Here is a 23,441-nt window from a genome sequence, read left to right as displayed (position 1 = left end):
CTCACTCGCCGATATGCATATAGACCACGGCCCAAACATGACTGCCACGATGGTCGTCGCCCACCTTGTAGCCTTCGGCGCGCGTATTGAGCAGCCAGAGTGGCCCTTGCTGGCCGATGCCGAGGGGCTTGCCGTCGGCCGACAGCGCGAGGATCCAATCTGAGCCATCGATGTCTTCGGGCAAGAGATAGCCGGTATAGCCATCCGCCGCCACGAATGTGGTCTTCACCCGCGCCGCCTCGATGAAGCCCAGCACCTCGCGCAGCAGCGGGCCCGAGAAAGTGGCCGGCTTGTCGAACTCCATGGGCTGTGCGGTGACTTCGCCCTGCGGCAGAGCCAGCAGCATGGCGCGATCGAAGACAAAGGCGTGTTTGAAGTCGGCCTTCACGGCGGCCAGCAGGCTGTCATGTTTGGGATCGAGCGGCCCGCGATTGGGCTTGCCGACAAAGCCACCCACCGTGAGCAGCGCCATGCCCTCCGGCGCCGCCCCCTCGTCCGCGGCGAGCGCAGGCAAGCTGAGGAGCGCGACGAGAAGTGCAGCCAGCACGCGCTTCATGAAAAGCCTTACGCCGTGTGAGCCTCGTGATCGTGGCGGTGCAGGCGCGCCCATACCGCGCGCTTGGCGAAATACATGATCACGGCAAACACGAGCAGGAAGATCATCACCCGCGCGCCGATCTTGTGCCGCTCTTCCAGCTTGGGCTCCGCCGACCACATGAGGAAGGCCGTCACGTCCTTGGCGTAATTGTCGACCGTGGGCTTGGTGCCGTCCGTATAGGGGACTGCCCCATCCACCAGCGGATTCGGCATGGCGATCTGGTGGCCCGGGAACGCCGCGTTGTAATGCATGCCCTGGGTGAGATCGAAGCCGGCCGGCGGCTGCTGATAGCCGGTGAGTAGCGCATAGAGGAAGTCGGGGCCGCCCGGCCGCGCCTTGGCGATGACCGAAAGATCCGGCGGCAAGGCGCCGCTATTCGCCGCCCGCGCCGCCTGATCGTTGGCGAAGGGCGAGCGGAACGCATCGGACGCACGCCCCGGCCGGTGGAACATCTGTCCCTTGTCGTCGGGCCCATCGGTGACCTGCGCCTGCGCGGCAAGCGTCTCGACGGCCTTGGGCGAGAAATGAGGGCCGCCGGGCTCGGCGAGGTTCCGGTACGACAGCAAGCGCATCGAGTGGCAGTTCGCGCAAATCTCTTTGTAGACCCGGTAGCCGCGCTGCAGCTGCGCCTGGTCGAATGACCCGAAGGGCGGCGCGAAGGACCACTCCTGCGCCTTGATGACCGGCCCGTGACCGTTGGCGGCCTCCTCGGCAAGCGCCGCGGCGGGCAACAGCAGCGAGACGCTGGCAAGGGCCAGCAGGGCGGCGACCGGGAATGCGTGCCATGGCGCTACTCCCTCGCGGACGGGTTCACTGGATACAGGAGGCGGCTCGGACCCGAGCACCGACTGCGTAATGCTGCCGGGCAGCTTCTTCGGCCGCTCGATCAAGCCGACGATGGGCATGATCAGCAGGAAGAAGGCGAAATAGTAGAACGTGGCCAACCGCCCGAAGAACAGATACCAGCCCTCCGGCGCTTGCGAGCCGAGATAGCCGAGCCCGAGGCAGGTGATCACGAACAGCCAGAAGAACCATTTGTAGATCGGCCGGTAGCTCGTCGAGCGGATGCGCGACGTATCGAGCCACGGGATGAACACCAGCACCCCGATTGAGCCGAGCAAGCCGATGACGCCGAACAGCTTGTTCGGGATAGCGCGCAGGATCGCGTAGAACGGCAGGAAGTACCACTCCGGCACGATATGCGGCGGCGTCTGTAGCGGGTTGGCCGGGATGTAGTTGTCGGCGTGGCCGAGCAGGTTCGGCGCGTAGAACAGAAGCACCGCGAACAGCAGCAGGAACAGCACGAGCGCGAAGCCATCCTTGATCGTGTAATAGGGATGGAATGGGATCGTGTCCTTTGCCGTCTTCACGTCGACGCCGGTGGGGTTGTTGTTCCCCGGCACATGCAGCGCCCAGATATGCAGGATCACCACGCCCGCGATCACGAACGGGAACAGGTAATGCAGGGCATAGAGCCGGTTCAGCGTCGGCCCCCCCACCGAGAACCCGCCCCAAATCCACTCTACGAGCGTCGTGCCGAGCCCGGGGATCAGCGAATCGAGCGATGAGAACAGATTGGTGATGACGGTCACCGCCCAGAAGCTCATCTGCCCCCACACCAGCGAGTAACCCATGAAGGCGGTGGCGATCATCAGCAGCAGGATCACCACGCCCAAGATCCACAGCACTTCGCGCGGCGCCTTGTAGGAACCGTAATAGAGGCCGCGGAACGAATGGATATAGACGGCGAGGAAGAACATCGAGGCGCCGACCGCATGGCCGTAGCGCAACAGCCAGCCCCAATTCACGTCGCGCATGATCTTCTCGACGGAATCGAACGCACCCTCGGGCGTCGGTACGTAATGCATGGCGAGCACAATGCCCGTCGCCATCTGCACCGCCAGCATGAAGGTGAGGATGCCGCCGAAGGTCCACCAATAGTTCAGATTGCGCGGGGTCGGGAAGACCAGGAACTGGTCATGCATAACCCGCGGGAAGGGCAACCGCGTATCGAGCCATTTCTCGATGCCGCTTGCCGGCTGATAGGTAGAGGGATGCGACATGGTCCCGCTTATCCGATTTTGATTTTGGTGTCAGACGAGAACGCGTAGGGCGGGATGTACATGTTTTGCGGTGCCGGTCCGATGCGAATACGGCCCGCGGTATCGTACTGCGAACCATGGCACGGGCAGAACCAGCCCCCAAACTCACCCTTGTAGTCGCCCACGGCCTGGCCCTTCGGGATGCAGCCGAGATGGGTGCAGATGCCGATCATCACCAGCCACGGCTCGCGTTCGGACGCGGCGCGATTGGCGTCGGTGGCGGGCGCGTCGTCGGGGAGATTGGCGTTGCGCGCGAGCGGATCGATCAACTTGTCGAGCTTGACGTCCTTCGCCTCCTCGATCTCCTTCGCCGTGCGGTGGCGAATGAAGATGGGCTTGCCGCGCCACATCACCGTGATGGCCTGCCCCTCCTCGATGGGAGCGATGTCCACCTCGGTGCTGGCGAGCGACAGGGTCGATGCGTCGGGGTTCATCTGATCGAGCAGCGGCCACAACACGGCCGCGCCGCCGATCGCGGCAAACGCGCCGGCGCGATCAGAATGACGTCGCGGCGCGACGGGTCGTCCTCGGGAAGAAGGGATGGGTCGGTAGAAATGTCGGGATTGGCCACGGGCCAAGAGCTCCTGATTATCCAAGGAGCCGGAGAGAGCAGTGCCCAGCCCCTCGGCTCTTGAAAGCCGGCAACAGACACGCCGAGCTTCTGTTATTGCCTCTCCGCTGCCATGATCCGGCACGCTTTGGTGCCGTTTTCTGGCATCAGTCCTCTAGGTTGTCCAGGTTTCGTTGCCTGGGCAAATTGGCGCACACCATTAGTAGTAAACCGGCCACACCATTATGGGTAGTACGGGCAAGGTGACTTGATCTTTATCAAGGCCGTTCGCCTATTCGCGCGATGCCATTGGACCAGCGAAGCAGGTATAGGGATGGTCGATGAGGCACGGGATCGCGCCTCCGCCAAAAAAGCCAATGGATATGAAGACAGACGAGCACCAAAGCGCGGGCAGAACGCCGATCGGCACCTTCGAGGCCAACAAGGACCGGGCGCAAAGCTGGTTCGAGACCTTGCGTGATCAAATGCTCGCGGCACTCGAGGCAGTGGAGGACGGGGCCGAAGGCTTGCCCGGATGCGAGGGTAAGGAGGCCGGCCGCTTCACCCGGAAGCCCTGGAGCCGCGAGGAAGGCGGCGGCGGCGTCATGTCTCTGATGTCTGGCCGCGTGTTCGAGAAGGTCGGCTGCCACACCTCCACGGTGCATGGCGAATTTCCGAAGGAGTTCGCCAAGCAGATCCCCGGCGCTTCCGAGGACCCGCGCTTCTGGGCGTCAGGCATGTCCTTCATCGCCCATCCCACCAATCCCAACGCACCCACCGGCCACATGAACACCCGCATGGTGGTGACGTCGAAAGGCTGGTTCGGCGGCGGCGGCGATCTCACCCCGGTGCTGAACCGCCGGCGCACCCAAGACGACCTTGACGCCAAAGATTTCCACGCGGCGATGAAGGCCTGCTGCGAGGATCAACCGTCGGCCGACTACGACCGCTTCAAGGCGTGGTGCGACGAGTATTTCTTCCTGCCCCACCGGAACGAGCCGCGCGGCATTGGCGGCATCTTCTACGACTATCTCGACACGGGCGACTGGGAGGCGGATTTCGCCTTCACCCAAGAGGTGGGCAAGGCTTTCGTCGCCGCCTATTCGGAGCTCGTCCGCCGCAATATCGCGAGCCCCTGGACCGAGGAAGACCGCCAGGAGCAGCTCATCCGCCGCGGCCGCTATGTGGAGTACAACCTGCTCTACGACCGGGGCACGATCTTCGGGCTGAAAACCGGCGGCAATGTCGAGGCGATCCTGTCGTCCATGCCGCCGCTGGTCATGTGGCCTTGAGGCCGGTTACCCCCGGATCCCGGCATACATGAGAGGCGGGGTCGCCGTGGCGGCCTGGCTCGACATGACGGTACCGATACGGGGGTCCAGAATGGGCGCGTCCGCGGCGATGCGGGCCATGAGAATGGCCAGGGCCGTCAGCAGCAAAACCACCACGATCTTCCACATTTTTCGTCTCCCTTCGCTCAGCACAGGCGCGCTTTCCGCGCGTCCTGATGCTTGGTTTAGGGAGTGGCGGCTGAACCGAGCCTGAGGGGGCCGTTCATCTGCCGTTTAGATTGTGGCGGCGAGCCTTAGTTCCCGCTTGCCAAGGCTCTGGGCTTCCCGCATCCTCTCGGCACCGGGCGCCCAAGGCTTTGGGCGCGGACTTGGACGACGGCAAAGTGACTATCGCGGCTCTACAGCACGACGACCTTTCCCTGACATCTCAAGACGACGAGGGTCCCTCCGCGCGCGGGGTGTGGCCTGCGGCCCGTTATGTGAAACTTGAAACGGGAAAGGATTCCCTCAAATGTCACGTGTGAACGGCACTGTGAAATTCTTCAATCATTCTCGTGGGTTCGGCTTCATCCAGCCGGATGACGGCGGCAAGGACGTGTTTGTCCATGCCTCCGCGCTCGAGCGCTCCGGCGTTCCCGCCTTGAACGAGGGCGACAAGGTCTCCTTCGAGATCGAGGACGACCGCCGCGGCCGTGGCAAGCAGGCCGCCAACGTGCAACTCGGGTAAATCCTGCGCCTCAAGACACCGACTTTCGAAGCCGCCGGGCGATCACGTCCGGCGGCTTTTTCATGTGCCGATTCCCGACACAGCAAAGCACAAACCGCCAGAATCCGTTCAGACCCGGTTCATCTTGACGGCTCTAAATTGCCTCAAAGCGGGGGGACAACGCATTCACCCTATCCCTGGGGCACCCTCCACCCGCGAGCACGATTTTTGCGGGGATTATCGGCTTAAGGAACGCGAGAAATGGGCAAGACAACCTTAACAGCACTGGTTGCTGCTGCGCTGGTCGGACTGACCGTCCTGACCATGGCGGCTCCGGCCGAAGCCGGCCGCGGCGGCTATGGCCGCTATCACGGTGGCGGCGGCGGCCGCTACGTCCAGAACAACTACTACCGCGGTGGCGGTGGGAATGCCTTGGGCGCCGGCCTGATCGGCTTCGGCGTCGGCGCCATCGTCGGCAGCGCGCTGACGCCGCGCGAGGTCTACGTGGCTCCGCCTCCTCCGCCGGCGCGCACCTACTACGCCCCGGCCGCTTACGGGCCGACTCCCTGGTCGCCCGACTGGTACAGCTACTGCTATTCGCGCTACCGGAGTTTCAATCCGAACACCGGCACGTTTATCGGCTACGATGGCTACGAGCGCTTCTGCCGCTAGCCTGACGTCGAACGTCGCTTCCGGCCCGTCAGATCGGCTCATCAGCCGCCTGGCGGGCCGTTGCATGCAAAGCACACCTCCCGCGCCACGATGCATGCGCGGAGACCGAAAAACTCTCCGGTCGAATCTCCCTAAGCTACGGTTTTGACGAGACATTTACCCCTGCGGCAAAGATGTCGCCGCCACGGCCCCATTGTGCCTTGAACGTGGGCGCGCGACGGCGCTAGATTGCGGCGTTCCGGGATGAGTCCAACGGGCGGCCTTAAGCAGGCTGGCTGCCATAGCTTTTTGTCAAGACGAACCAAGGACTCTTGAGGACATGACGAGCGCGACGACCGCCGAACCTCCCATCACCGAAACGTCCCGCGATCAGCCCAATGCTGCCGCCGACCGGCAGGCGCTTACGCTGATACGGCCCTATCAGGGCATGGTGGCGTGGCCGACTGTAATCCTTGCCGTCGGCATCGTTGCATCCTTCGCCACGGTCTGCACCCTCGGGACGATCGGGCTCATCCCGCTCTGGCTCGGGCTGATCCTCAACACGCTGATCCTTTATGCCGACCAGACGCCCTTGCATGAGGCGTGTCACGGCAATATCGCCGGCCGCGATTCAAAGTGGCTGTGGCTGAACCATCTCGTCGGCTATGCCTGCGGCACCATCCTGCTGCACGAGTACAAAGCCTTCCGCTACATGCATCTCGCCCATCACCGGGACACCAACAATCCGGATCTCGATCCCGATCATTGGGTGGCGGTGAAGAACCCGTTCCTGGTGGCCTGGCGCTGCCTCACGATCGTGTTCTGGTATCACGACTATTTCTGGAAACACATCGCCTTCCACGCCCACATTCCGGGCATGCGGCCGCTCACCATCCACATCATGATCGCGCACATGATCTATTACGGGATCGCGATCGGCCTATCGGTGATGGGCTATTGGCGCGAGGTGCTGATGCTGTGGATCTTCCCCCACATCCTCGCCTCGGCGCTCATCATCTATTTCTTCGCCTACCTCACCCACAAGCCGCACGAGGTGCATGAGCGCTATCGCGACACGAACATCTTCTGGGTGCGCGGCAAGATCATGGAGCCGCTCGTCAACTGGCTCTATCTGTTCCAGAACTTCCACCTGATCCATCATCTGTTTCCGCGCATCCCGTTCTACCTGTACGGCGACGCGTTCCGGAAGCTGAAGCCGGTGCTCGATAAAGAGCACGCGCATATCTACGAGTACGACTTCGGGCCGCACCCGCAGAGCTAGGTTGCTCTGTCGTCTCTTGGAAGGCGATGGCGGCCTAGCTGCCCTGCTCGAAGGTTAGGTCCGCCGGCGAGATCAGCACCGAGAATTGCTGGCACCAGATCACCAGGGACGGAAACTTGGCGAGGTCGACGCCGGCGGGGATTGCATAGTTCTGACTCCCCTTGAAGGCGCGCAAGCGGCCGAGATCCACATACATCGTATCGGTGACGTCGCTCGAGGAGCGGATCTCCGCCTTCGGCACTAGATAGACATGAAAGTCGGGACCGGGACCGACCTCGAAATCCTCGCCGAGGAACACGGTGCTCGGATAGACGCTGACCGTACCCTTGCCGTAATGGACCGGATCGTTCGGATTGGGCTGGATGAAGCTGCCCTTGGCGACGAGCTTGCCGCTCTCCGACCGGCTCAGCGTCTCCCTCGCTTCCGGCGGCGGGAAGATATAGGGGAACAAGAAGAGGCCGAGCGCGAGACCGAACAGCGTCCCGAGCAAGCCGCCAACCAAGAACCCCCTGATCCACCGCATGCCACGCCTCCCATGATGCCCGCGAAGAGCTTACGAGCTTGCCATGGCAGCGCTGTGATGGCGAGCGTTCGCGGCCTTAGTGCAGGCGGAGCTCACCATCCACGAAGCTGAACTCCCGGGGCGCGATGAGCTGGCGATGCGCCACCCGCACCCGGTACAGCGGGCCGTCGAGATTGGCGTTCCAGAAATCCAAGAAGTCGGTGAGCTTGGGGAAGCGCGGCGCCAAGTCGTAGTCCTGCCAAACATAGCTTTGCAGGAGCTTTTTGTGGTCGGGCAGGCGGTAGAGAATCTCGGCGGTAGTCAGCGAAAACCCCTCGATCTGGCGAACGAAGCCCGGGTCCAAATCCCCTGCAGACATGGCTCAAATCCCCTCGTGATCAGCCTTTTTGGTTTATCGATGCTAATCACGGGATCCCCCCGCGTCTATAGATTTTCCTCAAGAGAATCAGAGCCTTGGCAGCAACCCCGTCATGCTGCTAACGGATTCCTGGCACTCTCGCCTTGAAAGTGCCAAACCCTGAATCTACATAGCGTTTCGGGCGCTCCCGATCCGGGGGCTGGCCCAACTCATGACAATTTGCCTGAAGGAGAGCGCAAGATGAAGTTTCGTCCATTGCATGATCGCGTCGTCGTACGCCGGATCGAGGAGGACGAACGCACCCGTGGCGGCATCATCATCCCCGATACCGCGAAAGAGAAACCCCAAGAGGGTGAGATCGTCTCCGTGGGCCCCGGCGCCCCCGACGAGAAAGGTCACGTCCAGCCCCTGGATGTGAAGCCCGGCGATCGCGTGCTGTTCGGCAAGTGGTCCGGCACCGAGGTCAAGATCGACGGCGAGGACGTCCTCATCATGAAAGAGAGCGACATTCTCGGCGTGCTTGAAGGCGCTGCAGCGAAGAGCACGAAGAAGAAAGCTGCGTAGCAAATTTCGTCATCCTCAAGCCGGTTGCCTGAACGGCAGCCTCCTAAGGGTGACCCCGCATTCCCTCCTGCCCTTGGAGGCGCCGCCTCAGGGTAGGTAACGACAAGAACGGAGTTATCGATGTCTGCTAAGGAAGTGAAATTCTCCCAAGACGCCCGCGAGCGCATGCTCAGGGGCGTCGACATCTTGGCCAACGCGGTCAAGGTGACGCTGGGGCCCAAGGGCCGCAACGTCGTGCTCGAGAAGTCCTTCGGCGCCCCGCGCATCACCAAGGACGGTGTGACGGTCGCCAAGGAGATCGAGCTCGAGGATAAGTTCGAGAACATGGGCGCTCAGATGGTGCGCGAGGTTGCCTCCAAGACCGCCGACGAAGCGGGCGACGGCACCACCACCGCCACCGTGCTGGCTCAATCCATCGTCCGGGAAGGCGCCAAGTCCGTCGCCGCCGGTTCGAACCCCATGGACCTGAAGCGCGGCGTCGACCTTGCGGTCGCCGCCGTCATCAATGAGCTGAAGGCCAAGGCGAAGAAGGTCACCTCCAACGAGGAGATCGCCCAGGTCGGCACCATCTCGGCCAATGGCGACCAAGAGATCGGCCGTTTCATCTCCGAGGCCATGCAGAAGGTCGGCAATGACGGCGTGATTACCGTCGAGGAGGCCAAGAGCCTTCAGACCGAGCTCGAAGTGGTCGAAGGCATGCAGTTCGACCGCGGCTACATCTCGCCCTACTTCATCACCGACGCGGACAAGATGCGCGTCGAGCTCGAGAACCCCTACATTCTCGTCGACGAGAAGAAGCTCTCCAACCTCCAGTCCATGCTGCCGCTGCTCGAAGCGGTGGTGCAGTCGGGCCGTCCGCTCCTCATCATCGCCGAGGATGTCGAGGGCGAGGCCCTGGCCACGCTGGTGGTCAACAAGCTGCGTGGCGGCCTGAAGGTCGCCGCCGTCAAGGCGCCGGGCTTCGGCGATCGCCGCAAGGCCATGCTTCAGGACATCGCCGTCCTGACCGGCGGTCAGGTGATCTCCGAGGATCTCGGCATCAAGCTCGAGAGCGTGACGCTCGACATGCTCGGTCAGGCGAAGAAGGTGGTGATCACCAAGGATGACACCACCATCGTCGACGGTGCCGGCAAGAAGGCGGACATCCAGGCCCGCGTCGCCCAGATCCGTCAGCAGATCGAGGACACCACGTCCGACTACGACCGCGAGAAGCTGCAAGAGCGGCTGGCCAAGCTCGCCGGCGGCGTTGCCATAATCAAGGTTGGAGGCGCAACCGAGATGGAGGTTAGGGAGCGCAAGGATCGCGTCGACGATGCGTTGAACGCGACCCGCGCGGCCGTCGAGGAAGGCATCGTGCCGGGTGGCGGTGTCGCTCTGCTCCGCGCGATCAAGGCGCTCGATAGTATCAAGGGCGCCAACGACGACCAGAAGATCGGCGTCAACATCGTCCGCCGCGCCCTCCAGTCCCCCTTGCGGCAGATCGCCGACAATGCGGGCGAGGACGGCGCCGTTGTCGTCGGCAAGATCCTCGACAAGGACGATTACTCCTTCGGCTACAACGCCGCGAACGGTGAGTACGGCAACCTAGTCAAGCAGGGCGTGATCGATCCCGCCAAGGTCGTTCGCACCGCGCTCCAGGATGCCGCGTCGGTGGCCGGTCTGCTCATCACCACCGAGGCCATGGTGGCCGAACTGCCGAAGAAGGCAGCCGCTCCCGCCATGCCCGGCGGCGACATGGGCGGTATGGGCGGCATGGGCTTCTAAGGTCCGCCGCTTAAGCAACTCAAACGATTCGCCAATTCGAGCCGCGCCTTCGGGCGCGGCTCTTTTTGAGCGGCTCTTTTTGTATGTGCCCATGCGGCAGTTGCGCTACGCCTAGGGCATGGCCAAACCAGACACATCCAAGCCCGACACCTCCGAGCAAGGCCGCGTCCGCGCCGGCGTCGGCGGCTGGATCTATGCGCCATGGCGCGGCGTGTTCTATCCCAAGGGTCTTCGCCAAGCGGATGAGCTGGCCTATGCCACGAGCCACCTCACCTCCATCGAGATCAACGCCACCCATTACCGGCTGCAAACGCCCAAGAGCTTCAAGAAGTGGGCCGACACCGCGCCGGACGGTTTCGTCTTCTCGTTGAAGGGTCCGCGCCTCGTCACCCAGCGCAAGGTGCTCGCCGAGACCGGCGATTTCATCAGGCGATTCTTTGCCTCGGGACTGTCCGAGCTTGGCGACAAGCTCGGCCCCATCCTCTGGCAGTTTCCTCCGTTCACATCGTTCGACGAAGCCGACTTCGCCAAGTTCCTGGGACATTTGCCGGAAAGTCTCGACGCGCGGCCGCTCAACCACGTTGTCGAGGTCCGACATGCCAGCTTCCAGGATCCCACCTTCATCCGCCTGCTACGCGATCACAACGTTTCGCCGGTCTTCGTCGACAGCCAGGACTACCCGTCCATCGCCGACGTGACCGGCGACGTGGTCTATGCGCGTTTGCAGACAGGCGACGACGCCATCGACACCGGTTATGAGCCCGAGGTGCTCGACCAATGGGCCGCCCGCGCGAAGACCTGGGCGAAGGGGGCCATGCCGGACGATCTGCCGGTCGTGGACACGACCCACAAGCCGGACGCCAACCCGCGCGACGTGTTTGTCTATTTCATCCACGAAGGGAAATTGCGGGCACCTGCCGCGGCGGTTGCCCTCATCGAGCGCTTGGATTAGCCGGCAAGAATCTTGGCCTTGGCCAGCAACGCTTCACGCTCCTCGGCAAAGCCGCCATCGATCCAGTCCGTTTCCAACCCGCGCAAGGTCTCGCCGATGGCCGGGCCTTCGATCCCAAGCGCCATGATGTCCGACCCGCGCAGCGGGAAGGATGGCGCCTGCCACCGCTCGGGCAGCGTCAGCGCGCGGGCCCAGTCCGCATCGTCCGCCGCCGCGCCGCTCGCGCTCCAGGCCAGCACGAGCTTCGCGGCATATGCCACCGCCCCGAGGCGGTATAGAAGCCGCTTGGTGGCGCCCTCCTCCGGCAGCGCCCGGTCGAACGTCTCGCTCGCACCCAGCGCCAGCAGGGCCTGATCGGCGTTGGACAGTTTGAAGCGCGCGGCGAGCCGGGGCGCATCCTCCGCCACGAAGACGCAGAGCGCGGCGAGCCGGAGCGGCGCGCTGGCCTCGCGGCCTTGCGCCGCCTCGATCGCAATCATCCGCGCCAGCCGGCCGAGCCGCGGCGCACCGCCGAGAACATCGCTCAGCAGACCATAGTCGAATAGAGCCGCGATCCCGGCTTCGGCCCGGGGCGCAATGAGGATGCGCTTGAGCTCGGCCCAAATCCGCTCGGCCGAAAGCTGCGCCAGACCGGCGCGCGCCCGCACGCATGCGGCAAGCCCACCTTCGTCGAGCGGCCCGCGGCCGTAATAAGCGTTGAAGCGGAAGAAGCGGAGGATGCGCAAGTAATCCTCCTCGATCCGTGCGCGCGCGTCGCCGATGAACCGCACCCGCCCCGCCGCGAGATCCTCATAGCCGTGCAGCGGGTCGTAGAGCGTGCCGTCCGCCTCGGCATAGAGCGCATTCAGGGTGAAGTCCCGCCGCTGCGCGTCCTCCGCCCAGTCTTGCGTGAACGCCACCGTCGCGTGGCGGCCGAACGTCTCCACGTCGCGCCGCAATGTCGTCACCTCGAATGCCGTGCCGTCGGCGACCACCGTCACCGTGCCGTGGCGCAAGGCCGGTGGGGATCGCCTTGAGACCGGCGCCGCGCGCCCGCGCCATAACTTTCTCCGGCACCGCGTGGTGGCGAAGTCGACGTCGGTGACCTCGAGACCGAGCAGCGCATCGCGCACCGCGCCGCCAACCGCGCGAGTCTCGGCACCGTCACCGGAGAGCGCCCCGAACACGGCGCGCGTCTCCGGCCGGTTCAGCCAACCGGCGCCGTGAAGCGATTTCGGTGCGTGAATGCGCGGAGGGTCCTGTTCGGCCATGAGCGCCTCCGCCGTCAGTCGATGCCGCCGGGCTTGATCACGCCGTCCTCGATAACCGGCGGGTGATAGGTCCCGTCGCGTTCGCCGCCCGAGAACTGCACCAGCGTCGCCATGGTGACGAACAGAAGCCCGAAGCCGATCGCCAGCAGCCAGAAAATCGGTGCGCTCTGCCACAGGCTCGCCGGTGCCGCGCCCTTCACCCAGACCATATAGGCCGCGTAGATCAGGAACGGCAGCGCGAACAGCAGAATGTCGACGAGGGCGATGCGCAACATCGGTTGGACGGCCTCCCTTTTGCGATGAGTTTGCCGAAAAGCTTAGCTTCGCCTGTCCGACAAAGCGAGGCGCTCAGTCTTCTTCCATGGGGAAGGGGAAGAAGACGCCGCCGCTCCACACGCCGATGCCGATCTGCCCCTCGACATCCGTCTCGACAGCCAATGCGGCGAGCTCGTAATAGACCGGGCGCGCGAGCCGGGCCCGCAAGCCGTCGCGCACCACCACATAGGGCGCATATCCACCCGCCTCAGCGCGGAAGCCGATCGGGTGCGCGGCGTCCGCCGTGACCGCATCGTCCACATTGGTGCGGAAGGTGAGACGCTGGTCGGCCCCGCTACCCTCTTGCGTCAGCGCCACGGCGACGAAGGGCTCGGCTTCCACCGCGATGGGCACCTTTTCCACCGGCGTCACCAGGTAGAAACCGCCGTCTTCGCGCCGCAACACGGATGCGAACAACTTGACCAGCGGTTTCCGGTTGATCGGGCCCCCCTGGTAGAACCAAGTGCCGTCGCGGGCGATCTTCAGGCCGATGTCCCCGCAATTATTAAGGTTTGGCAATAATGGCTCCGGCGGTTTGCCGCCGCCCTTGCCAGATGCTACGAGTCCGTCTCTTTTGTCTTGGTCAGACATCATATATGAGCCGCTTCTGACCCTTGTTGCTGCTTCGTTGCGGAACGCGCCAGCCGGCACCGGCGCCAACGCTATTGTGACCCAATTGCCCTTCAAAGTGTTCCGCTTTCCCAGGCCTTTGGCCCTATATTTCTCCGTCATCAAGATCGAGCGAAACTGAAGCCATGACCACACTTGCCCAATCCGAGACCCAACTCGTGGATCGCCTGGACGAGATCGGCGCCAAGATCCAGGACGTGCGGGAAGCCACCGCGAATGTCATTTTCGGCCAGGACCGCGTCATCGACCTTGCGTTGATCACGCTGCTGTCCGGCGGCCATGCGCTTCTGATCGGCGTGCCCGGTCTCGCCAAGACGAGCCTCGTAGAGACGCTCGGCGGCGTGCTCGGTCTCGACAATAAGCGCATCCAGTTCACGCCCGACCTCATGCCGTCGGACATCGTCGGCTCCGAGGTGCTGGAAGAGGAAACCGGCGGCCGCCGCAACTTCCGCTTCATCAAGGGCCCGATCTTCACGCAGCTGCTGATGGCCGACGAGATCAACCGCGCCAGCCCCAAGACCCAGTCGGCGCTGCTCCAGGCCATGCAGGAGCATCATGTCACCGTGGCCGGTGTCCGCCACGACGTACCCCACCCCTTCCATGTGCTCGCCACCCAGAACCCGCTCGAGCAGGAAGGCACTTATCCGTTGCCCGAAGCCCAGCTCGACCGCTTCCTGTTGCAGATCGACGTCTCCTATCCCGACGCCGACGCGGAGCGGCGCATGCTCTTCGCCACCACCGGCGTCGAGGAGCGCGAGCTCAAGACGATTCTCTCCGCCGACGAGCTGATGATGGCGCAGCGCCTCGTCCGCCAGCTGCCGGTCGGCGATCAAGTGGTCGACGCGATCCTGCAACTGGTCCGCTCCGCGCGGCCGGGCGCGGGCAACGACCAAGAGCTGGATGACATGATCGCCTGGGGCCCCGGCCCGCGCGCGAGCCAAGCGCTCATGCTTGCGGTCCGCGCCAAGGCGATGATGGATGGGCGGCTGGCGCCGTCCGTGGATGACGTCATCGACCTTGCCGAGCCTGTGCTCAAGCACCGCATGGCGCTCACCTTCGCCGCCCGCGCGGAAGGGGTTGAGATGAGCGACATGATGGCAAGGCTCATCGAGCCGCTCAGGTAGGCCGGCGTGGCGAACGCGCAGGCGAAACAGAATCAGGCGTTTCTGGCCGAGGAAGCCCAAGCCCACGGGCTTGCGGCGCGCATGCCTGCGCTTCTCATCGAAGCCCAACGCGTCGCCCACACCGTCACCCACGGCACCCACGGGCGCCGCCGGGCAGGTCCTGGCGAGACCTTCTGGCAGTTCCGCCATTTCGATCAGAACGACTCCACCGCCGGCATCGATTGGCGCCGCTCGGCCGCCTCCGACCATTTGTTCGTGCGCGAGCGGGAATGGGAAGCCGCCCACACGGTTTGGCTTTGGGTCGATCTCTCGCCCTCCATGTTATTCCGCTCGTCGCTGTCCAAGGTGACCAAGATGAGCCGGGCCGTCGTGCTGGCGCTGGCGCTGACCGAGCTTCTGTCCCGCGCCGGCGAGCGCGTCGGCCTGCTCGGCGGCCGGCCCTTCGCCGGGCGCAACGCCGGGCGCAAGGTCGCCGAGGTGCTCTTGCGCGAGACCGCCGATGCCAGCCTGCCGCCCCCCGCGCGCTCAGCCGCTTTTTCCGAATGCCTCCTGATCTCGGATTTTCTAGAGCCTGTCGATGAAACGGTCGCGCGGTTCCAGAGCATTGCCGGCCAAGGCGTGCGCGGCCACCTCATCCAGGTCCTCGATCCGGCGGAAGAGACGCTGCCCTACACCGGGCGCACCGAGTTCGCCTCGAGCGAAGGCGGCGCCAGCGTGATCGCCGGCCGCGCCGAGACCCTGCGCGACAGCTACCAAGAGCGGATGAAGCGGCACCGCATCGATCTACAGGAGGCGGCGCGCCGGCTCGGCTGGTCGTTTGTCGTCCACCATACCGACCGTCCGCCCGAGGAAGTGGTCCTCGCCGTCCACAGCCACCTCGCCGGGCTTGACCGCGACTACCGCTATCGCGCCCCGCGTGTCGAAGCAGCGCCCGCGGCAACATCGGCTGACCCGGCATGATGACGATCGGCGCCATAGGCTTCATGCAGCCCTGGATTCTGGCGGCGCTCGCGGCACTGCCAGCCATCTGGTGGCTGCTGCGCTTCACCCCGCCGAGTCCGCAAGTGGTGGTGTTTCCGCCGACGCGGCTGCTCAAGGACCTCAAGTCCACCGAGGAGACACCGGCTCATAGCCCGTGGTGGCTCACGCTCCTGCGCATGCTGCTCGCCGCCCTCCTGATCCTGGCGCTGGCGCGGCCCGTGCTGAACCCCGACCGCGAGACCTTCGCCGGCGAAGGTCCGCTCCTTCTCGTCATCGACAATGGCTGGGCCTCGGCCGCCCATTGGGGCGCGCGCCGCGAGACCATCAGCGCGGCCATCGACCGTGCAAGCCGCGACGGCCGGACCGTCATGCTGGCGCCGACCGCCCCGGGCCAGCCGCTCAGCAAACCCCTTCCCGCCGACGAAGCGCGCGAGCGCATTGGCGGCCTCACCCCTGAACCTTACGCGCCCGACCGCGCGGCCCTCGCCGCGACCCTGGAGAAGGACCTCGCGGGCCAGACCGGCCATAGCGTTGTCTGGCTTTCCGACGGCCTCGACTATGGCGACGGCGACAGCTTCGCCGCCGTCCTCGCCAAGCTCGCCGGCAACGGCGGCAGCCTCACTGTGCTCAAGCCCGGCACAGGCGAGGCGGCGCTCGGCCTCGGACAGTCCACCGGCGAAGGCGGCGTGCTTGCCGGCCGCGTGCTGAGCAGCGCCGACGGTCCCCGCAGCGGCGTCGTGAGTGCGCTGACCGGCCGCGGCGAGCCCCTCGGCGAGGCGCCCTTCACCATCAAGAAGGGCGAGCGCGAAGCCAAGGCGAGCTTTGATCTGCCGCTCGAGATCCGCAATCAAGTGGCGCGCATCCAAGTCAAGGGCGAGCGCTCCGCCGGCGCGTGCCATCTCCTCGATGCCCGGTCGCAATGGCATCGCGTCGGCATCGTCTCCGGCGAGTCGCGCGAGGAAGCGCAGCCGCTGCTGTCGCCCCTCTATTACGTGGACCGCGCGCTGTCGCCTTATGCCGATGTCATCACGCCGACCGAGCGCAACGTCGCCACCGCCGTACATGACCTCATCGACAAGCAGAAGGTCTCGACCATCGTACTCGCCGATATCGGCAAGCTGGTCGCCGGCACCCAAGAAGAGCTGGAAGGCTGGCTCGACAAAGGCGGCGTGCTGATCCGTTTCGCCGGGCCGCGGCTCGAGCAAGGTGGCGATGAGCTGCTGCCCGTCGCGCTGCGCCGAGGCGGCCGGTCACTCGGCGGATCGCTCTCCTGGAGCACGCCGCAACCGCTCGCCGCCTTCGAGGACAAGAGCCCGTTCAAGGGGCTCACCATCCCCGACGACGTGCGCGTGAACCGCCAGGTGCTTGCCGATCCGACCGTGGCCATGGATGCCGAAGTGTGGGCGACCTTGGCCGACGGCACCCCGCTCGTCACCGCCGCCAAACATGGCGAGGGCTGGATTGTGTTGTTCCACGTCACCGCTAACTCCGACTGGTCGAACCTGCCCCTGTCGGGACTTTTCGTGGAGATGCTTCGCCGCGCCATCACCCTCGGGCCGAGCCAGATCGGCGCCGAATCTGGCGAGAGGCGCGAGCATCGAGGCGGCCGCCGCACCCGCATCGACCACGGCGCTCGCGCCGATCCAAACCTTGGACGGATTCGGTCAGCTGGTGCCGCCGCCCTTGCGCGCGGCTCCGATCGCGCCCGACAAGCTCGACACCACCATGCCGGGTCCGACCATCCGCCGGGCTATTACGGCCCGTCCGGCGCGGCCCATGCCCTGAACCTCGTCACCGCCAAGACGACGCTTAAGAGTCTTGCGGCCATCGAAGGCGCTAGCGAAGTGAGCGGCTACACCTTGAAGAAGCCGCTGGCGCTCGAGCCTTGGCTCTATATCGCCGCGCTTGCCTTGTTCGCCCTCGACATCCTCGCGGTGCTGGCGCTGAGCACGGGCTTGCGCTTCCGCCGCCGCGCCGCCGCCACCACCGCCGCGGCCATCGTTGTTGCGCTCGCGCTTTTGCCGCTCGCCCTGCCCTCGCCGAGTTTTGCCGCGGAAGCGGATGGCCAGCAGCAAGCCACGGACAACGCGGCGGACGACTTCGCCTTGAAGGCCGCGCTCAGCACGCGCTTGGCCTACGTGAAGACCGGAGACACCGAGATCGATCGCACCAGCGAGGAAGGACTGTCGGGTTTGAGCAAGGTCTTGCGCGCCCGCACCGCGCTCGAGCCCGGCGATCCGATGGGCGTCGACATCGACAGCGACGAGCTATCCTTCTTCCCGGTGCTGTATTGGCCCGTGCGCGAGGATGCCGAGCCGCTGTCCGACAAGACTCTCGCCAAGGTCGACGCCTATATGAAGCAAGGCGGCATGATCATCTTCGATACGCGCGACCAGGAGAGCGTGGCCTATGGCGGCAGCCAGGGCAAGGCGCTCACCCGCCTGATCGGCCAGCTCGACCTGCCGCCGCTCGAGCCGGTGCCCGAGAACCACGTCCTCACCAAGTCCTTCTATCTGATGCGGAGCTTTCCCGGCCGCTGGGACGGCGGCTCGCTGTGGGTCGAGGCCGAGCCCGCCGACGAGGCCGAGCGCAGCGAGCGCTCCCGCCGCACCGACGGCGTGAGCTCTCTCGTCATCACCTCGAACGACCTCGCCTCGGCCTGGGCGCTCGATGCGGCGAACCGGCCGATCTTTCCCGTCGTGCCCGGCGGCGAAGTGCAGCGGGAGATGGCCTTCCGTGCTGGCGTCAACCTCGTGATGTATGCGCTCACCGGCAACTATAAGGCCGATCAGGTGCACGTTCCCGCCTTGCTCGAGCGATTGGGGCAGTAAGCCATGAGCTGGTCCGTCGAGTTCATCCCCTTCGTGCCCTGGCCGGTCCTGTGGATCATCGCCGCCATTGGCGCGGGCCTGCTCGCGCTGCTGTTCTGGCGCGCGCGCCGCGGCGCGGCCCTGCGCCTGCTCGCCTTCGTCATGCTCATGCTGGCCATGGCCAACCCGCATCTGAAGCAGGAAGACCGCGAGCCGCTCAACGACATCGTCACCGTCGTGGTCGACGACAGCCAAAGCCAGGCGATCGCCGGCCGCACCGAACGTACCGAGGCGGTGCGCAAAGGTCTGGAGGAGCGCCTCAAGGCGATCCCCGATCTCGACGTGCGTTTCGTGCGCTCGACCTCGACCTCCGCCGACAACGAGCGTGACGGCACCATGCTGTTCACCGATCTCGGCCAAGCCTTGGCGGATGTGCCGCCCGACCGCCTCGCCGGCGTGGTGATGATCACCGAAGGCGAGGTGCATGACGTGCCGGCCACCGCCGCGGCACTCGGCTTCGACGCGCCCGTGCATGCGCTCATCACCGGCAAGAAGGATGAATTCGACCGCCGGCTCGAAGTGTTGAGCGCGCCGCGCTTCGGCATTGTCGGCAGCACCCAGCCGGTCGAGGCCAAGGTCACCGAGACGCGCCCCGACACGGCCGGCACCGTGACGCTCACCGTCACCCATCAAGGCCAGGCACCGACGCAGAAGACCGTACGGATTGGCGAGACGGTCGAGATTCCCGTGGCGATGGTTCACGCCGGTCCCAACATTGTCGAGATCGAAGCGGAGTCCGCACCCGGCGAGCTCACCACCATCAACAATCGCGCCGTGCTCACCGTCGAGGGCGTGCGCGAGAACCTGCGCGTGCTGCTTGTCTCGGGCGAGCCCCATACCGGCGAGCGCACTTGGCGCAACATGCTGAAGTCGGACGCCTCGGTCGACCTCGTGCATTTTACCATCCTGCGTCCGCCCGAGAAGCAGGACGGCACGCCCATCAATCAGCTCTCGCTGATCGCTTTCCCCACCCGCGAGCTGTTCCAGGAGAAGCTCGATCAGTTCGACCTGATCATCTTCGACCGCTATCAGCGCCGGGGCGTGCTGCCGTTGCTCTATCTCGAGAATGTCGCCCGCTACGTGGAGCGCGGCGGCGCGGTGCTCGTCTCCGCCGGCGACGACTACGCCTCCGCCCTCAGCCTCTACCGCACGCCGCTTGGCCAGATCCTGCCCGCCGTGCCGTCGGGCCGTGTCCTCGAGGAGCCCTTCAAACCGGCGCTGACCGATCTCGGCGGCAAGCATCCCGTCACCAGCGACCTTCCGGGCGCCCATAACGGCGCCAATGGCGAGCCCTCTTGGGGCCGCTGGTTCCGGATCGTCGACGTCAGCCCGCAACAGGGCGAGGTGCTGATGAAGGGCGCGGACGACAAGCCGCTCCTCGTCATCGGCGAGCGCGGCAAGGGCCGCGTGGCGCTGCTGTTGTCCGACCACGCCTGGCTGTGGGCGCGCGGCTTCGATGGCGGCGGCCCTTACACCGATCTTCTGCGCCGGCTCGCCCATTGGCTGATGAAGGAGCCGGAGCTCGAAGAAGAGACCCTGAAGGCCACGAGCAAAGGCCAGACCCTCATCATCGAGCGCCGCTCGATCGAGGACGAGGTCGAGCCGGTCGCCGTGACCACGCCGTCCGGCAAAAAGGAAATGGTCACGCTCGGACAAGGGGCGAGCGGCGGGCTATGGCGCAAGGTCATGGCCGTCGAGGAGCAAGGCGTCTACCGCGTGGCCTCGGGTCAGCTGGCGAGCATCGTCACCGTGGGCAACGCCAACACCCGCGAGCTCGCCGCGGTGACCGCGACCGATGAGACCCTCGCGCCGATTCTCGAGGAGACCGGCGGCGGCGCCTTCTGGCTCGGCCGCAAGGACGGCGAGGCAGCGTCCCTCCCGCGCCTAGTGATGATGCGCAGCGGCCATGTGATGCATGGCGGCGATTGGCTCGGCCTGCACAAGCGCGAGGCCTATCACGTCAAGGGCGTACGCCTGTTTCCGCTGTTCACCGGCTTCCTGGCACTGGCCCTGCTGCTCGGCCTACTGGCCGCCACCTGGTACCGCGAAGGCCACTGACCGGCCCCCGTCCTGCCACTAGCGGGCATGCGCCTTGACCGGACCGCCCGCGCCCTCGATCGCACCAGGCCGAAGCTCGACCGCCAGCAATCGCGCCGGATCGACCGGCCCCGGTAGGGTGAACTTGCCGGGCGGCACCGGCGTAAAGCCGAACCGACCATAATAGGGCATGTCGCCCACCAGCAGCACGAGACCGAAACCTTCGTCGCGGGCCCGCGCCAGCCCCTCGCTGACCAGCGCCTTGCCGTAGCCCTTGCCCTTGACCTCAGGATCGACCACGAGCGGGCCCAACAAGGCCGCCGCCCTCCGCGGCCCCGATGCTGATGGCGGTGAAGCGATGCCGCCGACGGACAGGTCGAGCCAACCGGTCAGGCTGAGCGCGGGCACCGGCGGGACGCCCTCGCGCACCCGGTAGGCGGTGCGGGCGAAGCGGCCCGGCCCGAAGGCTTGCGCCGACAATTGTGACAGCGCCGGCGCGGCGTCGGCGGTTTCGAGACGGATATCAAAGGTCGTCATGGCGTTAGCACCGAGATGGCTGATCGAGGGAGACCCCTCGTCCGCGGGCACCAAACGCGATCTTCAATGGAGAAAGACGAGGTGACGGCGACGAGGCTTAGGCAGTCCGCGCAAGGCGGGCGCCCGCTCGTCGTCGGGGAAGCGTCGAAATTTCGATCCTCGTGCACATAACGGGCGGTGCCTTATCACGGAGCACGGCCCCGGTAAAGCAATCTCAGGGTCCGGCGCTCTTCACCTCCCGGACCTCGTCCATTTCGACACGTTTACGAACCCGCTCAAGTTCAGTATGTGTTATCGCCTCTCGTCACAGTATTGAATCTGCTAAACTAAAGACGAGCGCGGAGGGGCCGTGAAACCACGCCCCGGATGAGGCAAGCGGGGCATTTCATGGCGGACACGGCGCAACTGCTCGTTCTTTATCATTCGTCCTACGGGCACACCGAGACCTTGGCTTATGCCATGGCCCACGGCGTCCGCGCCGTCGACGGCGTGCAGGTCACCGTCAAGCGCGTGCCCGAGCTGATGCCCGAGGACATCATGCGCGCCGCCGGCATGAAGGTGGAGCAGCCCGCCGACATCGCCGACCCGCAAGAGCTCGGCGAGTATGACGGCATCATCGTCGGCACCCCTACCCGCTTCGGCAACATGTCGGCGCAGATGCGCCACTTCTTCGACCAGACCGGACCCTTGTGGGTCGGCGGCGCCCTGATCGGCAAGGTCGGCAGCGTGTTCACCTCGACCTCGACCGGCGGCGGCAACGAGACCACCATCGTCTCGGTGCACTGGACCATGATCCATCACGGCATGGTCATCGTCGGCCTGCCCTATTCCGCGCCGGACCTGCCCGACATCAGCGAGGTCAAGGGCGGCTCGCCCTACGGCGCCGGCACCATCGCCGCGCCCGACGGCTCCCGTTCGCCGTCCCAGAAGGAGCTGAACCTCGCCAGCTTCCAGGGCCACCACGTCGCCAAGATCACCAAGAAGCTCGCCGGCGGCGGCGAGTAGACAGCCCCGCATCACCATTTGGGACTGAGCGGCGCCCGCCCGAAAATCTCGGTGAGACGTTTGCGCGTGCCGGGATCTGTCGTCGCCGGCACGTCGTCCGGCGCGAACATCTCGGCCTCGGCGATCTCGCCCCTTTGGCGGTAGCCTCACGCCGCGTCCACTCCCGGATGAGATAGAGCGCGATGTGGTCGCCGGGAAAATTCGTGCCGTTGGAATACATGCCGTGCAGCACGGGCGGCCCGGTCAGGGTCACGCCCACCTCCTCCTCAAGCTCGCGCGCCAGCGCCTCCTCCAGCGTCTCGCCCCATTCGACCCCGCCGCCGGGGAAGAACCAGCCCGGCCGGTAGCTGTGCCGCACCAGGAGCACGCGATCCTCCGCGTCGATGACGACCCCTTGCGAACCGAGCGTCATGCCCCGGCGCAGACGCCAGAAGGGCCGTAGCATCGCCGTGACGAGGCGGGAGACGCGCGGGCTGCGTGATGGCTTAGGGTTCAGCGGTGCCTCCTTACGCCGGTCTAGTTTTTCTTCTTTGCTGCAGTCGAGCCCGATGCTTCCGCGCGCGGCGCGGCGGCTTGCGGCATCCCCGGCTGCACGGAGATGCCGAACAGGCGCCAGCGTCCATTGACCGCCTGATAGAGCAGCTCGAAATTGATCTGCACCGGCTTCCCGGGGAAATAGCCTTTCAGATGCAGCATGTTCTTCTCCAGATCGAGCCCCGGTGCCTGCGAAAGCTGGGGCACGATCACGGCGACGGCGGAGAGATCGATATCTTGCGCGGCGAGGCTTGCGAAGATCTGCGAGAGCTTCGCCGCACTGTTCGCCTCCCGGAACCCCGGCGCCGCCATGTCGCGCAGCACGGTGAAATTCCCCGTCTGCAGCGCATCGTTGAGGGTGACGAGGCTGTTGCGCACGAGCAGCACGATCTTCTCGGCGCCGGGCATGGCCACACCGCCCGTCTGCCCGGCTGGGATCTCGACGCCGCTTTGCGACAAAGCCGGCCCGGGGACGGACAGACAGAGCGCAAGCCCCAAAACAAAAATCCATTTTCGAGTCATCACCGGCATCTTCCCACGACCTCGCTCGTCCAAACAGCGGCAAATCTCTGGCCCGCGCGCACGGGGTCGTTGCCCGACGCTTTCGCGCCTGGTCTGTCCAAGAGCTTTTGTCTGCGCTACCGCGCGTCGCGCTGCTTGAGCGCCTTGAGTTCTTTGCGCTACCGCGCGTCGCGCTGCTTGAGCGCCTAAAGGACTGCGGGGCACCGGAGAGCCTGCGATCCTACTGCAGTGATAGGGCAGCCTCTCGGCGCCCCGCATCCGGCGATGGTTTTACAGCCCCCTTCCGCACGGCTT

The 23,441-nt window shown here is 65.3% G+C and carries 23 protein-coding genes and 1 pseudogene; 12 read left to right on the top strand and 12 right to left on the bottom strand.

All coding sequences use genetic code 11. From position 1 onward, the window contains the following. Nucleotide 1: 1 nt before the first annotated feature. The 3 genes and pseudogenes from AUC69_RS02875 to petA form a co-directional block, all read right to left on the bottom strand. Complete coding sequence (locus AUC69_RS02875) at nucleotides 2–556, bottom strand: hypothetical protein (RefSeq protein WP_069440826.1); 555 nt, start codon at nucleotides 554–556, stop codon at nucleotides 2–4. A gap of 8 nt (nucleotides 557–564) precedes the next feature. Continuing rightward, nucleotides 565–2,661: a cytochrome c1 gene (locus AUC69_RS02870; RefSeq protein ID WP_069440825.1), complete on the bottom strand. Its 2,097-nt coding sequence runs from the start codon at nucleotides 2,659–2,661 to the stop codon at nucleotides 565–567. Nucleotides 2,662–2,669: 8 nt separating this feature from the next. Beyond that, nucleotides 2,670–3,256, bottom strand: a pseudogene (petA, locus tag AUC69_RS02865) (ubiquinol-cytochrome c reductase iron-sulfur subunit). Nucleotides 3,257–3,633: 377 nt separating this feature from the next. Here petA and hemF point away from each other — a divergent pair. After that, nucleotides 3,634–4,542, top strand: a complete 909-nt coding sequence (gene hemF, locus AUC69_RS02860) for an oxygen-dependent coproporphyrinogen oxidase (protein ID WP_069440846.1) — start codon at nucleotides 3,634–3,636, stop codon at nucleotides 4,540–4,542. Nucleotides 4,543–4,548: 6 nt separating this feature from the next. Here the strand turns inward: hemF and AUC69_RS17260 are convergent, their stop codons facing one another. Further along, complete coding sequence (locus AUC69_RS17260; RefSeq protein ID WP_158007989.1) at nucleotides 4,549–4,710, bottom strand: hypothetical protein; 162 nt, start codon at nucleotides 4,708–4,710, stop codon at nucleotides 4,549–4,551. Nucleotides 4,711–5,053: 343 nt separating this feature from the next. Here AUC69_RS17260 and AUC69_RS02850 point away from each other — a divergent pair, with 343 nt between their 5' ends. The 3 genes from AUC69_RS02850 to AUC69_RS02840 all read left to right on the top strand — a co-directional run bounded on the left by AUC69_RS02850 (nucleotide 5,054) and on the right by AUC69_RS02840 (nucleotide 7,181). After that, nucleotides 5,054–5,269, top strand: coding sequence for a cold-shock protein (locus AUC69_RS02850; protein WP_069440823.1), 216 nt, complete (start codon nucleotides 5,054–5,056; stop codon nucleotides 5,267–5,269). A 240-nt stretch (nucleotides 5,270–5,509) separates the two neighbouring features. Further along, on the top strand, nucleotides 5,510–5,920 hold the full coding sequence (locus AUC69_RS02845; protein ID WP_069440822.1) for a BA14K family protein: 411 nt from the start codon (nucleotides 5,510–5,512) through the stop codon (nucleotides 5,918–5,920). A gap of 319 nt (nucleotides 5,921–6,239) precedes the next feature. Further along, nucleotides 6,240–7,181, top strand: coding sequence for a fatty acid desaturase family protein (locus AUC69_RS02840; RefSeq protein ID WP_069440821.1), 942 nt, complete (start codon nucleotides 6,240–6,242; stop codon nucleotides 7,179–7,181). 34 nt (nucleotides 7,182–7,215) lie between these two features. On the opposite strand, the gene AUC69_RS02835 is transcribed toward AUC69_RS02840, so the two are convergent. Next, nucleotides 7,216–7,704 (bottom strand): DM13 domain-containing protein, encoded by a 489-nt coding sequence (locus tag AUC69_RS02835; RefSeq protein WP_069440820.1) that lies wholly within the window; start codon nucleotides 7,702–7,704, stop codon nucleotides 7,216–7,218. Nucleotides 7,705–7,780: 76 nt separating this feature from the next. Then, nucleotides 7,781–8,062, bottom strand: a complete 282-nt coding sequence (locus AUC69_RS02830; RefSeq protein ID WP_069440819.1) for an usg protein — start codon at nucleotides 8,060–8,062, stop codon at nucleotides 7,781–7,783. 240 nt (nucleotides 8,063–8,302) lie between these two features. Here AUC69_RS02830 and AUC69_RS02825 point away from each other — a divergent pair, with 240 nt between their 5' ends. The 3 genes from AUC69_RS02825 (at nucleotide 8,303) to AUC69_RS02815 (ending at nucleotide 11,342) form a co-directional block, all read left to right on the top strand. Beyond that, the gene (locus AUC69_RS02825; protein WP_069440818.1) at nucleotides 8,303–8,626 is read left to right on the top strand and encodes a co-chaperone GroES; all 324 of its coding nucleotides are present in this window, start codon (nucleotides 8,303–8,305) and stop codon (nucleotides 8,624–8,626) included. A 120-nt stretch (nucleotides 8,627–8,746) separates the two neighbouring features. After that, complete coding sequence (gene groL / locus AUC69_RS02820) at nucleotides 8,747–10,390, top strand: chaperonin GroEL (protein ID WP_069440817.1); 1,644 nt, start codon at nucleotides 8,747–8,749, stop codon at nucleotides 10,388–10,390. 118 nt (nucleotides 10,391–10,508) lie between these two features. Then, on the top strand, nucleotides 10,509–11,342 hold the full coding sequence (locus AUC69_RS02815; RefSeq protein ID WP_069440816.1) for a DUF72 domain-containing protein: 834 nt from the start codon (nucleotides 10,509–10,511) through the stop codon (nucleotides 11,340–11,342). Here AUC69_RS02815 and AUC69_RS02810 read toward each other — a convergent pair. The 3 genes from AUC69_RS02810 to AUC69_RS02800 form a co-directional block, all read right to left on the bottom strand. Continuing rightward, nucleotides 11,339–12,592: a CCA tRNA nucleotidyltransferase gene (locus tag AUC69_RS02810; protein ID WP_069440815.1), complete on the bottom strand. Its 1,254-nt coding sequence runs from the start codon at nucleotides 12,590–12,592 to the stop codon at nucleotides 11,339–11,341. The genes AUC69_RS02815 and AUC69_RS02810 overlap by 4 nt on opposite strands. A gap of 14 nt (nucleotides 12,593–12,606) precedes the next feature. After that, a complete protein-coding gene (locus tag AUC69_RS02805; protein WP_069440814.1) occupies nucleotides 12,607–12,867 on the bottom strand; it encodes a DUF6111 family protein in 261 nt (86 codons plus the stop codon). A gap of 73 nt (nucleotides 12,868–12,940) precedes the next feature. Then, nucleotides 12,941–13,426 (bottom strand): DUF1285 domain-containing protein, encoded by a 486-nt coding sequence (locus tag AUC69_RS02800; RefSeq protein WP_244500057.1) that lies wholly within the window; start codon nucleotides 13,424–13,426, stop codon nucleotides 12,941–12,943. A gap of 236 nt (nucleotides 13,427–13,662) precedes the next feature. Between AUC69_RS02800 and AUC69_RS02795 the strand changes: the two genes are divergently transcribed. From AUC69_RS02795 to AUC69_RS02780, 4 genes are read left to right on the top strand one after another with little or no spacing between them, the layout of a single operon-like run. Next, a complete protein-coding gene (locus tag AUC69_RS02795) occupies nucleotides 13,663–14,661 on the top strand; it encodes an AAA family ATPase (protein WP_069440813.1) in 999 nt (332 codons plus the stop codon). A gap of 6 nt (nucleotides 14,662–14,667) precedes the next feature. Continuing rightward, complete coding sequence (locus AUC69_RS02790; protein ID WP_069440812.1) at nucleotides 14,668–15,621, top strand: DUF58 domain-containing protein; 954 nt, start codon at nucleotides 14,668–14,670, stop codon at nucleotides 15,619–15,621. After that, on the top strand, nucleotides 15,618–18,473 hold the full coding sequence (locus AUC69_RS02785) for a DUF4159 domain-containing protein (RefSeq protein WP_244500056.1): 2,856 nt from the start codon (nucleotides 15,618–15,620) through the stop codon (nucleotides 18,471–18,473). The genes AUC69_RS02790 and AUC69_RS02785 overlap by 4 nt, the downstream gene beginning before the upstream one ends. Nucleotides 18,474–18,476: 3 nt before the next feature. Beyond that, on the top strand, nucleotides 18,477–20,570 hold the full coding sequence (locus AUC69_RS02780) for a hypothetical protein (protein ID WP_069440811.1): 2,094 nt from the start codon (nucleotides 18,477–18,479) through the stop codon (nucleotides 20,568–20,570). 18 nt (nucleotides 20,571–20,588) lie between these two features. Here the strand turns inward: AUC69_RS02780 and AUC69_RS02775 are convergent, their stop codons facing one another. Continuing rightward, nucleotides 20,589–21,086, bottom strand: coding sequence for a GNAT family N-acetyltransferase (locus AUC69_RS02775; RefSeq protein WP_069440844.1), 498 nt, complete (start codon nucleotides 21,084–21,086; stop codon nucleotides 20,589–20,591). 387 nt (nucleotides 21,087–21,473) lie between these two features. Between AUC69_RS02775 and wrbA the strand changes: the two genes are divergently transcribed. Then, the gene (wrbA, locus tag AUC69_RS02770; RefSeq protein WP_069440810.1) at nucleotides 21,474–22,091 is read left to right on the top strand and encodes an NAD(P)H:quinone oxidoreductase; all 618 of its coding nucleotides are present in this window, start codon (nucleotides 21,474–21,476) and stop codon (nucleotides 22,089–22,091) included. On the opposite strand, the gene AUC69_RS15920 is transcribed toward wrbA, so the two are convergent. Further along, the gene (locus AUC69_RS15920; protein ID WP_244500055.1) at nucleotides 22,060–22,503 is read right to left on the bottom strand and encodes an NUDIX domain-containing protein; all 444 of its coding nucleotides are present in this window, start codon (nucleotides 22,501–22,503) and stop codon (nucleotides 22,060–22,062) included. The two genes, wrbA and AUC69_RS15920, sit on opposite strands and share 32 nt — an antisense overlap. A gap of 104 nt (nucleotides 22,504–22,607) precedes the next feature. Continuing rightward, a complete protein-coding gene (locus AUC69_RS02760; protein WP_204377247.1) occupies nucleotides 22,608–23,039 on the bottom strand; it encodes a nuclear transport factor 2 family protein in 432 nt (143 codons plus the stop codon). Between the last annotated feature and the right edge of the window lie 402 nt (nucleotides 23,040–23,441).

The sequence above is a fragment of the Methyloceanibacter superfactus genome (genome assembly GCF_001723305.1).
In the GTDB taxonomy this organism is placed as follows: domain Bacteria; phylum Pseudomonadota; class Alphaproteobacteria; order Rhizobiales; family Methyloligellaceae; genus Methyloceanibacter; species Methyloceanibacter superfactus.
The sequence above is the reverse complement of the archived record's forward strand: the minus strand, read 5'-3'. Positions and strand labels throughout refer to the sequence as shown.

What these genes read in the sequence shown, in the direction of transcription:
- AUC69_RS02835 (WP_069440820.1), bottom strand. Translation starts at nt 7,704, where the DNA reads ATGCGGTGGATCAGGGGGTTCTTGGTTGGCGGCTTGCTCGGGACGCTG.
- AUC69_RS02785 (WP_244500056.1), top strand. Translation starts at nt 15,618, where the DNA reads ATGATGACGATCGGCGCCATAGGCTTCATGCAGCCCTGGATTCTGGCG.
- wrbA (WP_069440810.1), top strand. Translation starts at nt 21,474, where the DNA reads ATGGCGGACACGGCGCAACTGCTCGTTCTTTATCATTCGTCCTACGGG.
- AUC69_RS02815 (WP_069440816.1), top strand. Translation starts at nt 10,509, where the DNA reads ATGGCCAAACCAGACACATCCAAGCCCGACACCTCCGAGCAAGGCCGC.
- AUC69_RS02845 (WP_069440822.1), top strand. Translation starts at nt 5,510, where the DNA reads ATGGGCAAGACAACCTTAACAGCACTGGTTGCTGCTGCGCTGGTCGGA.
- AUC69_RS02875 (WP_069440826.1), bottom strand. Translation starts at nt 556, where the DNA reads ATGAAGCGCGTGCTGGCTGCACTTCTCGTCGCGCTCCTCAGCTTGCCT.
- AUC69_RS17260 (WP_158007989.1), bottom strand. Translation starts at nt 4,710, where the DNA reads ATGTGGAAGATCGTGGTGGTTTTGCTGCTGACGGCCCTGGCCATTCTC.
- groL (WP_069440817.1), top strand. Translation starts at nt 8,747, where the DNA reads ATGTCTGCTAAGGAAGTGAAATTCTCCCAAGACGCCCGCGAGCGCATG.
- AUC69_RS02825 (WP_069440818.1), top strand. Translation starts at nt 8,303, where the DNA reads ATGAAGTTTCGTCCATTGCATGATCGCGTCGTCGTACGCCGGATCGAG.
- AUC69_RS02805 (WP_069440814.1), bottom strand. Translation starts at nt 12,867, where the DNA reads ATGTTGCGCATCGCCCTCGTCGACATTCTGCTGTTCGCGCTGCCGTTC.
- AUC69_RS02775 (WP_069440844.1), bottom strand. Translation starts at nt 21,086, where the DNA reads ATGACGACCTTTGATATCCGTCTCGAAACCGCCGACGCCGCGCCGGCG.
- AUC69_RS02850 (WP_069440823.1), top strand. Translation starts at nt 5,054, where the DNA reads ATGTCACGTGTGAACGGCACTGTGAAATTCTTCAATCATTCTCGTGGG.
- AUC69_RS15920 (WP_244500055.1), bottom strand. Translation starts at nt 22,503, where the DNA reads ATGACGCTCGGTTCGCAAGGGGTCGTCATCGACGCGGAGGATCGCGTG.
- AUC69_RS02810 (WP_069440815.1), bottom strand. Translation starts at nt 12,592, where the DNA reads ATGGCCGAACAGGACCCTCCGCGCATTCACGCACCGAAATCGCTTCAC.
- AUC69_RS02840 (WP_069440821.1), top strand. Translation starts at nt 6,240, where the DNA reads ATGACGAGCGCGACGACCGCCGAACCTCCCATCACCGAAACGTCCCGC.
- AUC69_RS02780 (WP_069440811.1), top strand. Translation starts at nt 18,477, where the DNA reads ATGAGCTGGTCCGTCGAGTTCATCCCCTTCGTGCCCTGGCCGGTCCTG.
- AUC69_RS02795 (WP_069440813.1), top strand. Translation starts at nt 13,663, where the DNA reads ATGACCACACTTGCCCAATCCGAGACCCAACTCGTGGATCGCCTGGAC.
- AUC69_RS02870 (WP_069440825.1), bottom strand. Translation starts at nt 2,661, where the DNA reads ATGTCGCATCCCTCTACCTATCAGCCGGCAAGCGGCATCGAGAAATGG.
- AUC69_RS02830 (WP_069440819.1), bottom strand. Translation starts at nt 8,062, where the DNA reads ATGTCTGCAGGGGATTTGGACCCGGGCTTCGTTCGCCAGATCGAGGGG.
- hemF (WP_069440846.1), top strand. Translation starts at nt 3,634, where the DNA reads ATGAAGACAGACGAGCACCAAAGCGCGGGCAGAACGCCGATCGGCACC.